This window comes from Sporosarcina sp. ACRSM (genome assembly GCF_022346545.1).
GTDB lineage: Bacteria > Bacillota > Bacilli > Bacillales_A > Planococcaceae > Sporosarcina.
The window spans coordinates 316,942-329,477 of the sequence record NZ_JAKRNU010000002.1; the positions used below are offsets into that span (position 1 = coordinate 316,942).

A 12,536-nucleotide genomic window follows, 5' to 3' on the forward strand; every position below is an offset into this window, starting at 1 on the left:
AAAGGCTTTCCTGATTAGCAAGTTCAGGAAAGCCTTTTCCGATCAATTACCGAGCGAGTTGTGCAAATACCGTATGGAATGCTTTAACTGTTTTCGCAATATGTTCTTCCGTATGGGCCGTTGATAAGAACATGCCTTCAAATTGAGAAGGCGGTAGGAAGATCCCTTCTTCCGCCATGAGACGATAATAATCTGCAAATAATTCAAGATCGGACGTCTTCGCTTGATCATAATTCGACACTTTTTCGTTCGTGAAGAAGAAGCCGATCATTGAACCGGCACGATTGACCGTATGCGGAATATTATATTTTTCTGCTGCCGCTCGGAAACCGGCTTCTAGCTGATCGCCCAGTTTCATGAAATGATCATAGGATTCTGGCGTCAATTTCTTCAACGTTTCGATACCAGCCGTCATAGCAAGTGGGTTACCTGAAAGGGTTCCTGCTTGATACACTGTCCCTGCTGGCGCGATTTTTTCTATAATTTCACGTTTACCACCGTACGCACCGACAGGCAAGCCTCCCCCGATCACTTTTCCAAGGCAGGTAATATCCGGCGTGATGCTAAAATATCCTTGTGCACAATTATAGCCGACACGGAAGCCTGTCATCACTTCATCAAAAATGAGCAATGTTCCGTTGTTCTCAGTCAGTTCACGTAATCCTTCCAAGAATCCTGGCTCAGGAGGTACGACGCCCATATTGCCTGCAACCGGTTCAACAATAACAGCCGCCAAGTCATCACCGTATTGTTCAAATGCCACCTTGACGCTTTCTAAGTCATTATATGCAACGGTAATGGTATTTTTCGCAATTGACTCCGGTACCCCAGGGCTATCCGGAAGACCGAGTGTCGCAACACCTGAACCTGCTTTGATCAGCAAGGAGTCCCCATGGCCATGATAGCAACCTTCGAATTTCAAAATCTTATTGCGCCCCGTATAGCCACGCGCCAAACGCAATGCACTCATCGTCGCTTCCGTTCCGGATGACACCATACGTACCATTTCGATGGACGGCACACGTTCAATGACAATTTTCGCCAATTCATTTTCAACAAGTGTCGATGCGCCGAAACTTGTGCCTGTTTCCGCTACTCGTTTAATACCTGCCACTACATCCGGATCTGTATGCCCAAGAATAAGCGGTCCCCATGATAGGACATAATCGATGTATTCATTGCCATCGATATCCGTGATTGTTGCGCCTTTTCCACTTTCCATGAAAATCGGATCCATATTGACCGATTTAAATGCACGAACGGGTGAGTTTACCCCTCCTGGCATCAGATTGACAGCTTCACTGAATGCCTGTTTAGATTTCTCATAATTTCTACCCATTTACTTTCCCTCCAACCAGCGCGCTGCATCTTTTGCATGATAGGTCATGATGATATCTGCACCTGCACGCTTCATACTTGTCAACGTCTCCAGAACAACTTGCTGTTCGTCAATCCAACCATTTTGTGCCGCTGCTTTGACCATCGCATATTCACCGCTGACATTATACGCGACAATCGGTAAAACAAAGTTATTTTTGACGTCTCGAATGATATCCAAGTAAGACAAGGCAGGTTTGACAATTAAGAAATCTGCCCCTTCAGCTTCATCCGATTCGGCTTCGCGCATCGCTTCTAAGCGGTTCGCGGGATCCATCTGATAGGTTTTACGATCGCCAAATTGTGGAGTCGAATCCGCCGCTTCCCGGAAAGGTCCGTAATAAGCCGAAGCGTATTTCACGGCGTAAGACATGATTGGAATATCGGTAAATCCTGCCGCATCAAGCCCTTGACGGATGGCCGCAACAAAGCCGTCCATCATGTTTGACGGAGCGATGATATCTGCACCAGCTTCTGCTTGACTGACCGCTGTTCGGGCAAGCAATTCTAGTGATGGGTCATTTAATACTTTTTCCCCTTCGACAACTCCACAATGTCCATGGTCGGTATATTCACATAAGCATGTATCCGCAATAACAACCAATTCCGGATGGCGTTCTTTTACAAATCGAATCCCTTGTTGAACGATTCCGTGATCATGATAAGCACCTGTGCCCATTGCATCTTTCTCTTCCGGTACGCCAAATAGAATGACAGAAGGTATGCCAAGCTCAACGACTTCATCGATTTCTTCCGCTAGACGATCCAAAGAGAACTGATATACACCCGGCATGGAAGATACCGGATTTTTCACATTCTCCCCTTCGACGACGAATATCGGATAGATAAAGTCTTCTTTCCGCAAGACCGTTTCTCTCACCATTGAACGTAATGCATGTGTATTGCGTAGACGTCTATTTCGTCTGAATTGTAATTTCTCCAAAATTATCCATCCTTTCGCTTCGCTAATGCTTCGACAAGATTCAACAATGTGTATGTATCAGGACGGACATGGGCGACTCCTCCTACATCGATCAGCGCCTTTTCCGTCACATGTCCGATGACACCGATCGTATAACCATCCCATCCTGCTATTGGCGCAACTTCCTCAGCAAACACTTTCACAGCGGAGGGACTTGCAAAAAGAATCGTCTTTTGCTGCTTTCGTTGCAATTGCTCAATCAGCACACCAATGGAATCGGTTGCCCGTTCAGTTGAATAGACTGTCCACTCATCCACTTCAAAAGGCAAACCTTCTTTGATCGTCGGACCTGCAATGGAACCGCGTAAAAACAAAATACGGCGGATAGACGTTCCAGATGGATTGAATTCCTGAACGAATGTATCTGCACTAAATATAGTCGGGATGAAGTCTACTGTTAGCCCGAGCTTTTCAAGCGCTTCTGCCGTTTTAGTTCCTACAGCTGCAATTCTCGTTTGAATCGACTTCGCTGGAATATGATGCCGATCGAGTTTAGCCGCAATTGCCGCAACCGCACTTTGACTAGTGAAAATAAGCCAATCATATGTCGGACAAGTTTTCAATCGGAGCTCGTCTGTCGGGTCGATACATTCCTTCACTTGAATAAGCGGTAAAGAAATTGGTGTTCCTCCATATTGCTTTACAAGGTCGAACACTTCTTCCGACTTGGGTGTCCCCGTAAAAATGACGGTTTTTCCTTGTAAGGGTTGACCATCACGCATCCATTTCCGCCTTCACTTTCTCAATGACTTCGGAAGCACCTTCCGCACGTAATGCTTGCGCCACTTCTGTCCCTACAGCAACAGGATCTACACTTTTGACCGTCTTCTTAAAGATTTGTTTCGCATCCGGTGTTGCGATATAACCAGTCATTTCTACTTCTTTGCCATCGTATGTTGCAAAACCGGCAATCGGCACTTGACAAGAGCCATCCATTTCTGTCAGGAACGTACGCTCCGCCTCGACTTCTTTCCATGTTTTTTCATCTGTTAATTTTGCCAGTTCAGCAAGCAATTCCTCATCATCCGAACGGCACTCAATTGCTAGCGCCCCTTGCCCTACTGCCGGGATACATTCATCCACTGACATGTATTCCGTAATGACCTCTTCACTCCAGCCCATCCGTTTCATGCCTGCAGCTGCAAGTAGAATGGCATCATACTCCCCATCATGCAATTTCTTCAGACGTGTATCGATATTACCGCGAATCCACTTGATTTCCAAATCTGGACGAAGGAGTTGAAGTTGTGAACTTCGACGCAAACTCGATGTCCCTACGATTGCACCCGCTGGAAGATCCATGAATTTTACATGTCCATTCGAAATGAACGCATCACGCGCATCTTCACGCGCAGGAATGCAACCGATCACAAGACCTTCTGGAAGGACACCCGGCATATCTTTCATACTATGGACAGCAAAGTCGATTTCCTTATTGTAAAGGGCTTGTTGAATTTCTTTAACGAACAAGCCTTTCCCCCCTACTTTCGATAACATGACATCTAAAATTTGATCGCCTTTTGTCACGATTTCCTTCACTTCAAATTCAAAAGGCACACCGGCAGCTTTCATCTGATCGATGAACCAGTTTGTTTGCGTTAATGCCAGTTTACTTCTTCTTGAACCTACGATGATTTTTCTCAATCTTATCCAACCTTTCGAATTGTCTATTCCTAAGTGTTTGCGCTTTTGGTTACGTCTAGACTCCAGCGCCTAACCCCTCGCGTCGCTTCAGTCTTGCTGACAAAGGCAAAGGGCGCCTTTACCTTCAAACCTTCCAGCGCTTGTCGGGGCTGAACAGGCGCTTGCGCTTTTGGTTTTAGATCCAAAAATGGAACTCTGACAACCTGCTTCCTAAGAAAAAGTTAATGATTACAAAAAGAAAAGCGAATACATTCGCCCATGCAAAGTCGTTTCCTGTCAGCTTACCACTCCGCATGAAAAATAATACAGAACTATAAACTGCAAGCAAGAAAAACGAACCTATGATTTTCATATCGAAAAATGACCATTCCTGCAACGCTACATGCGCCCATTGCATACCTAAGATCAAACTGACGAGCAACAAAGGAATCCCTGTATAGATTGCCACTTTCGTGCTGATTGTCGTCTGGTGTAAGGATGGTAATCTGCCAAACTGTTTTGACCATTTCTTCTTCTTTAATATTTTATAGACAAGTAAATAGAGAATCGAAAAAACAAAAGAGAGCGCAAATGCAGCATACGATAGTATTGCAAATGTGATATGAATAATCAAAAGTTCTGAAATGAGTGCCTCTCCAATTGGAGATTGTTCTATTTGCGTCGGCGCAAATGTATGAATCGTCATAAAAATAAAACCGATAACATTTAGGAAGAATACTGCGTGTCCGATTTTGTAAAATAAGTGTAGAATAATAGACACCGTAATTAACAGCCATGCATAAAAGTAAATGCCCTCAAAGAGTGTAAGAACCGGGAACCTTTGCTTTTCAATAATATTCATGATTAAAAAAGTAGTCTGTAATAGATAGACGATAAACAATATCCAAAAGGCACATCGATGTACAATCTTGTCTTTATTCAAATAATCAATAAAGTAAAAGACGAGGCTCACGGCGTAAAGTACAACCATCAATTCGTGCAGCCTCGCCATCGCCATATCAGCCATGATAAACCTCTGCCTTTCTAAAAGCAAAAGCGAAGGCCTGCTTATTTCTATTAATGAAAAAAGGTGTTCCCTTGCATCCTTAGTGTATCACACTGATGCGGAAACACCTCATCGACAAGCTCCTAATAAGTCAGGTCCGGTTGCATTACCGTTTTTCTATCCGCTCTGCTTTTTAGCCGCTCTTTCGCCTGTTTCGCAAGTACTTCTTTTTCTTTCACGACATCCTCATCGATACCGAAAATTTGCTGGAATAATTGCAGTTTTTCTGCCCCATTCGCATCCATTGCCAATTCCTTCACTTGCAAAATCGGATCTTTCAGCAATTGATTGATGATTGATTTTGTATGCTTATTCAAAACTTTTTTCTCACGTTCTGTTAAGTTCGGCATTTTGTTTTCAATACTTGTCATCGTTTCCGTTTGGATAAGATTCGCCTTTTGACGGAGTGCAGAGATGACAGGTACGACACCGAGCGTTGTGACCCATTCTTTGAACTGTACCACTTCTTTTTCAATCATTACACCAATCTCTTCAGCCGCACGTTTCCTTTCCGCAAGGTTCGCTTCAACAATCCCTTGTAAATCATCGATATCGTAAAGGAAGACATTCGGCAAATCGCCAATGCGCGGATCCAGATCGCGTGGCACTGCGATATCGACCATGAAGATCGGTTTACCTTTGCGCATTCTGTCGACAAGCTTCATCAATTCCACATCGATGACAAATCCATTTGCCCCCGTTGAACTGATGAGGATATCGGCCTCAAGAAGTGCGCATTGCAACTCGCTCATCGGTTTTGCCACTCCGCCGAATTTACCCGCAAGCTCTTCCGCTTTGGACACTGTCCGGTTGATAACCGTCACTTTTCCAGCTCCGCTGCCATTCAAGTTTTTTACGGCCAGCTCGCCCATTTTTCCAGCGCCAAGAATAGCGATATGCTTATCATCCAACGAACCGAAGATCTTTTTCCCCAATTCGACAGCTGCATAGGAAACCGAGACAGCATTCTCACCAATTGCCGTCTCAGTATGGGCGCGTTTTGAAAACGTGATCGCTTGCTTAAATAGTTCATTGAAAACTGTACCAGTCGTTCCGATCGATTGGCCTCCCAAGAAGCTATTCCGGACCTGCCCCAAAATTTGCGTCTCACCAAGCACCATGGAATCGATTCCTGCAGAAACCCGCATTAAATGTTCAATTGCACCGTCATGCTCATGAATGATCAAATGAGATGAGAACGACTCAATCGGCATATTAAACCATTCCGCTAAAAACTTTTTGACATAGTAACGGCCTGTATGTAGCTGGTCGACTACCGCGTAAATTTCAGTCCGATTACATGTCGAGATAATGACATTTTCCAATATACTTTTTTGCTGTTGCAATGTTTGCATCGCCTGCGGCAATTCCGATTCAATAAAAGACAATTTCTCTCTTATTTCGACCGGAGCCGTCCGGTGATTGACACCGACTACGATAGTATGCATCAGGTGTTCACACCTCTCACGTTCTATTTCATGCTTCCATTATAACATACGGCTTTCACTTCATTATGGTCAATTTGTGAACAACATATGACTATGAACGGTTGAGCATGCCTTTTTAGAATTATTATAATGTAATTCTAAGCCTTTCACCAAAACAATGCAATGGATTTGCATCCGTACAACAGGATGTATTTTTTTAATAAAGCACCAAGTTTCTCCAGTGCAAAAACCCGGTAGAACACTTTTGTCTCCGGGTTTTTGGTAAAGCGGGTTACATTCTACTTTCGATCTCTTTCCATGCTTCTTCGACACCAATCCCCTTTTCCGAAGAAAAGATCAGAAGTGGATCATCGCTTCGCATTTCAAGCGTTTCCCGTACAATTTTCTTATGTTTTTCCCATTTTCCGCGTGGGATTTTATCCGCTTTTGTCGCAATGACAATGGTAGGGATTTGGTAATGTACCAAGAAATCATACATCGTGCAGTCATCAGCAGTAGGTGGATGACGTAAGTCCACGATTTGAATGACTGCCCGTAAATGTTCCCGCTCGGTCATATATTGCTGGATGAATTTTCCCCATGCTTCACGAGATGATTTTGAAACTTTAGCATAGCCATATCCCGGTACATCGACGAAAAAGAGCTGTTCTTCAATTTTATAAAAATTTAGTGTCTGTGTCTTTCCAGGTTTCGATGAAGTGCGCGCTAAACTTTTTCTCCCGATCATTTTATTGATAAAAGAGGATTTTCCTACATTGGATCGCCCTGCAAGTGCAAACTCAGGGTAGCCCTCTTCAGGATATTGTTCCGGTCGTACGGCACTCATGATCATTTCTACATTATGAACTTTCATTTTATTGCGGCCTCCAATGCAATGTCCAGCACTTCTTCCGCGTCGGAAACAAGTTTGAATGTCAATTCTTCCCGGACGCTTTCCGGAATATCTTCGATGTCGCGCTCATTTTCAATCGGCAAGATAATCGTCGTCAAGCCTGCTCGATGTGCGCTCAATGTTTTTTCTTTAACCCCACCAATCGGCAACACGCGACCACGAAGAGTGATTTCGCCTGTCATGCCGACTTCCCGTCGAATCGGTCGCTTCGTCAAAGCTGACACAAGGGCCGTTGCAATGGTTACCCCTGCAGATGGACCGTCCTTTGGAATTGCCCCTTCGGGTACATGTATATGGATGTCGCAGGTTTCATGAAATTCCGGGTCAATCCCAAATTCTTCGGTCTTTGAACGAACATACGATAACGCCGTCTGTGCGGATTCCTTCATTACGTCCCCCAATTTACCTGTCAAGATGAGTTTTCCTTTTCCAGGTGATAACGAAACTTCAATTTGTAATGTATCGCCACCAACTTGTGTATAGGCTAATCCGGTAGCAACGCCGATTTGGTTGGTCGTTTCGGCCTGCCCGTATCGGAATTTCCTTTTTCCGATCAGCGATTCAAGTGTTCCCGGGCTAATCGTTACACTTTTCTTATCCCCAGTGACAATCTGCTTGGCGACTTTCCGGCAAATACCGGCAATTTCACGCTCCAAGCCACGTACACCTGCTTCACGCGTATAATATCGAACGATGTCCATGATGGCTGCATCGTTAAAGCGAGCTTGGGACTTAGTTAAACCATGTTCCTTCAACTGCTTCGGAATTAGGTGATTTTTTGCAATGGTATTCTTCTCGATTTCGGTATATCCAGAAATCGAGATGATCTCCATCCGGTCGCGAAGTGGTCCTGGAATTGCACTTGGATCGTTTGCTGTTGCGATGAACAGTACATTCGACAAATTATAAGGTTCTTCGATGTAATGATCACTGAAAGAATGGTTTTGTTCCGGATCCAGCACTTCTAGCATGGCGGCAGATGGATCACCGCGAAAATCATTGGACATTTTATCGATTTCGTCAAGAAGGAATACTGGATTGATCTTCCCGGCTTTTTTCATGCCTTGTATGATCCGTCCCGGCATCGCTCCGACATAAGTTCGTCGATGACCACGGATTTCCGATTCGTCGCGCACGCCTCCAAGGGAAATACGGACAAATTTCCTACCGAGAGATTCTGCGATGGAACGCGCTAACGATGTCTTTCCGACACCCGGCGGTCCTTCCAGACAAAGAATCGGACCACGCAAAGAATTTGTGAGTTGTCGGACAGCTAAATATTCCAGAACGCGTTCTTTCACCGTATCCAAACCATCATGATCGCGATTTAATATTGCTGCTGAACGTTTGATATCCAATTGGTCTTTTGTCGCATCCGACCAAGGCAACGTCACAAGCCACTCAATATAATTGCGAATCACTCCACTCTCCGCGGCAGCAGATGGAATTTTTTCATATCTGCCAAGTTCCCGCATTGCGGCTTCCTTCACACCTTCAGGCATAGAGGCTTCTTCGATACGCTCCGTTAGCTCGGCAACTTCTATGCCTTTTCCGTCTTTATCTCCGAGTTCAGTTTGAATCGCTTTCATCTGCTCCCGCAAGTAAAACTCTTTTTGAGTTCTCTCCATCGCTTCTTTGACACGTTCATTGATTTTACGTTCTAACTTCAAGACTTCTTGTTCATTGTAGAGGCGGCTGATTAGCCATTCAAGCCGTTCGTTAACATTTAGGGTTTCCAAGATTTCCTGCTTTGCAAGGAGTTTAAGCGGTAAGTAAGAAGCGATCATATCCGCCAGTCTTCCAGGTTCTGAAATGGCTGCAACTGAATCGTACGTTTCTTTCGTCACTTTTTTCGAAACTTTCGAGTACTTTTTGAAATAGGTGAGCAATGTACGGGATAATGCCTCGGTTTCCGCATCCCTTTTTTCATCGTCCGGATAAGTCACCACGTCGACGACCGGATAGAGATCTGCCTCTTGATAATTCGACCATTCCGCCCTTTCAAGCCCTTCAATGAGAACACGATACGTACCGTTCGGGAGTTGCGTCAACGATTTCACCATTGCCAGCGTACCGATGCGGTATAGATCTTCCGACTCCGGATTCTCATTTTCAATTTCTTGTTGCGTTGCAAGGAAGATGAGGTTATCTTGCGCAATGGCATGCTCAATCGCAAAGACGGATCGCTCTCTTCCAACATCTATATGTAAAATCATGGTTGGATAAACCAGTAGACCGCGCAATGGAAGTAAAGGTATATTTTTCTTTGTACTCGCCGGCATGCGGAAGTCACCTCCAATTAAGTATGTATTCTGCTTCATAACCGGTTCGATTATGTAAAAAAGCTGACAACCGATAAGCGCATTTGTACGCGCGTCGTCGGAGTCAGCTTCATCCTTCAGGCGTTACGCCGAATTCTTCTCAGTATCCAAGTCAACTGAAGTACCATCTTCCCTCAAGAGGATTGGACTTGCCTCTCCTTTGACGGATGCTTTTGTAATGATACATTCTGTCACTTCATCAAGTGACGGCAATTCGTACATGACATCTAACATAATATTTTCGATAATTGAACGGAGCCCACGTGCACCTGTTTTCCGTTCAATCGCTTCCTTCGCAATTTCAATCAGCGCATCATCTTCAAATCGAAGCGTTACATTGTCAAGCTCAAGCATCTTCTGATATTGTTTAACAATTGCGTTTTTCGGTTTAGTCAATATTAGATAGAGCGTTTCTTCATCGAGTTGTTCAAGACTTGCAAGAACGGGTAGTCGACCAATAAATTCTGGAATAAGTCCAAAGCTTTGAAGGTCTTCTGGAATTAATCTAGCGAGGTAGGATTCCTTTTCAGAAACCGCATTCGGTTCTGCTCCAAAGCCAATCACCTTCTGCCCGATACGACGTTTGATGATTTCTTCAATCCCGTCAAAAGCGCCACCTACGATAAAGAGGATATTCGTCGTGTCGATTTGGATGAATTCCTGATGCGGATGTTTACGACCGCCTTGCGGTGGCACACTCGCAACGGTTCCTTCAAGAATTTTCAATAATGCTTGTTGAACACCTTCTCCAGATACGTCACGTGTGATGGACGCATTTTCGGATTTACGTGCAACTTTATCGATTTCATCAATATAAATAATACCTTTTTCTGCGCGTTCCACATCATAATCTGCAGCTTGGATCAGCTTCAGCAAGATGTTTTCAACATCTTCACCGACATAACCAGCTTCTGTAAGTGATGTCGCATCCGCGATCGCAAACGGAACATCGAGAATACGTGCAAGCGTTTGAGCGAGTAATGTTTTCCCGCTACCAGTAGGTCCGATGAGAACAATATTCGATTTTGACAATTCGACGTCATCAATCTTACTGTTCGAATTCACACGTTTATAATGGTTATAGACAGCAACGGCAAGTGATTTTTTCGCCCGATCCTGCCCGATTAAATATTCATCAAGGATACTTTGTATTTCTTTCGGTTTCGGAACGTCTTTTAACTCGAATCCTTCTTCAAGTCCGACTTCCTCTTCTACGATTTCAGCACAAAGTTCAACACACTCGTCGCAAATATAAACACCTTGCCCTGCGACTAATTTCCGGACCTGTTCCTGGGATTTCCCACAAAATGAACAGTTAAAGTTATCGTTTTCATCATTAAATTTGAACATCATGCTCACCCCTATTCAAGTGACAATCTTACAAGATTCCCCGATTTTTATCAACTAATTAGTACTATGTAACCTTTGCGTAATTGTTCCTACCTTATGTTATGAAAAACAAGGTACGGTCTCCGTACCTTGTCCATATTGCTTATTATTATTCAGTGATTTTCGCGTTTTCAACAAGAAGTTCAACTGTTTTTGTGAAGCGAAGATCATTTTCAAGCATTGCCGTACCGCCAAGCGTTTGCTTGATTTGCTCGATGTCCATACCGAATTGTTCAGACATTTTTTCAAGCTCTGCATTAATCTCTTCTTCGGATACTTCAACATTTTCAGCTTTGCCGATTGCTTCAAGTACCAATGATACACGTACGCGGTTTTGTGCGTCGTCTTTCATTTGCGCGCGAAGAGCTGCTTCATCTTGACCAGAGAATTGGAAGTATAATTCCAAGTTCATGCCTTGCATTTGAAGACGTTGTTCAAATTCACCCAACATCCGATCCACTTCTGTGTCAATCATCACTTCAGGGATATCAACTTCAGCGTTTCGTGCAGCCGCTTCTACAAGGTCATCACGTAGAGCTGTTTCAGAAGCTGATTTCTTCTCTTCAGCAGTTTTCTCTTTCAATTTCACGCGAAGTGCCTCTAGGCTTTCAACTTCCTCGTCAATTTCTTTTGCGAGTTCATCGTCAAGTTCTGGAACTTCTTTTGCTTTGATTTCATGGATTTTCACTTTGAAAACAGCCGGTTTGCCAGCTAGTTCAGCAGCATGGTATTCTTCTGGGAATGTGACTTCAACGTCTTTTTCCTCACCTTGCTTCAGACCGACCAATTGCTCTTCAAAACCTGGGATGAATGAACCTGAACCGATTTCAAGGTCATACTGCTCGGCTTTTCCACCTTCGAATGCTTCGCCATCAACAAATCCTTCGAAGTCCAGTTTCACTGTATCGCCGTTTTCAACAGCGCCGTCTTCTTTAACGACCATTTCAGCAAATGCTTTTTGGCGATCTTTCAATTGCTCTTCAATTTCCTCATCCGTTACTTCCGTTTCTTGACGTGTCACTTCAAGACCTTTGTAATCCCCAAGTTTCACTTCAGGTTTTAGCGTAACGACCGCTTTGAAGATGAGCGTTTTCCCTTTTTCCATTTGTTCGATATCGATTTCCGGACGATCAATCGGCTCGATGCCAGCTTCATCAACCGCATTTGCATATGCTTCCGGAAGAATGAAGTCAAGCGCATCATTGTAAAGTGATTCTACGCCATACATTTTCTCGAACAGCTGACGAGGCATTTTCCCTTTACGGAAGCCTGGAGCCTGTACTTGTTTTACTACTTTTTTAAACGCTTTATCAAGACCTGCTGTTACTTCTTCTGCAGGAACTTCCACTGTGAGCGTTCCAGTGTTTCCTTCTTGTTTTTCCCATTTTACTGACATAATCAAATACCTCCGAATCATTTTGGCCAATATCTTTTCGTA

The 12,536-nt window shown here is 44.0% G+C and carries 10 protein-coding genes; all 10 read right to left on the reverse strand.

The window, feature by feature from the left end:
- Positions 1–46: 46 nt before the first annotated feature.
- Positions 47–1,339, reverse strand: a complete 1,293-nt coding sequence (gene hemL / locus MHZ95_RS05360; RefSeq protein ID WP_239389494.1) for a glutamate-1-semialdehyde 2,1-aminomutase — start codon at positions 1,337–1,339, stop codon at positions 47–49.
- Positions 1,340–2,320: a porphobilinogen synthase gene (hemB, locus tag MHZ95_RS05365; protein WP_239389495.1), complete on the reverse strand. Its 981-nt coding sequence runs from the start codon at positions 2,318–2,320 to the stop codon at positions 1,340–1,342. It lies immediately after the preceding gene.
- A gap of 2 nt (positions 2,321–2,322) precedes the next feature.
- Complete coding sequence (locus MHZ95_RS05370) at positions 2,323–3,081, reverse strand: uroporphyrinogen-III synthase (RefSeq protein ID WP_239389496.1); 759 nt, start codon at positions 3,079–3,081, stop codon at positions 2,323–2,325.
- Entirely contained in the window at positions 3,074–4,003 is a 930-nt protein-coding gene (hemC, locus tag MHZ95_RS05375) for a hydroxymethylbilane synthase (protein ID WP_239389497.1), read from the reverse strand. The genes MHZ95_RS05370 and hemC overlap by 8 nt, the downstream gene beginning before the upstream one ends.
- 175 nt (positions 4,004–4,178) lie before the next feature.
- Entirely contained in the window at positions 4,179–5,009 is an 831-nt protein-coding gene (locus MHZ95_RS05380) for a cytochrome c biogenesis protein (RefSeq protein ID WP_239389498.1), read from the reverse strand.
- A 122-nt stretch (positions 5,010–5,131) separates the two neighbouring features.
- The gene (gene hemA, locus MHZ95_RS05385; RefSeq protein WP_239389499.1) at positions 5,132–6,496 is read right to left on the reverse strand and encodes a glutamyl-tRNA reductase; all 1,365 of its coding nucleotides are present in this window, start codon (positions 6,494–6,496) and stop codon (positions 5,132–5,134) included.
- A gap of 271 nt (positions 6,497–6,767) precedes the next feature.
- Complete coding sequence (gene yihA / locus MHZ95_RS05390) at positions 6,768–7,349, reverse strand: ribosome biogenesis GTP-binding protein YihA/YsxC (protein WP_239389500.1); 582 nt, start codon at positions 7,347–7,349, stop codon at positions 6,768–6,770.
- A complete protein-coding gene (gene lon, locus MHZ95_RS05395; RefSeq protein WP_239389501.1) occupies positions 7,346–9,670 on the reverse strand; it encodes an endopeptidase La in 2,325 nt (774 codons plus the stop codon). Before lon ends, yihA begins: the two co-directional genes overlap by 4 nt.
- A 123-nt stretch (positions 9,671–9,793) precedes the next feature.
- Entirely contained in the window at positions 9,794–11,059 is a 1,266-nt protein-coding gene (gene clpX / locus MHZ95_RS05400) for an ATP-dependent protease ATP-binding subunit ClpX (RefSeq protein ID WP_239389502.1), read from the reverse strand.
- A gap of 148 nt (positions 11,060–11,207) precedes the next feature.
- Positions 11,208–12,494, reverse strand: a complete 1,287-nt coding sequence (tig, locus tag MHZ95_RS05405; protein WP_239389503.1) for a trigger factor — start codon at positions 12,492–12,494, stop codon at positions 11,208–11,210.
- Positions 12,495–12,536: the final 42 nt, after the last annotated feature.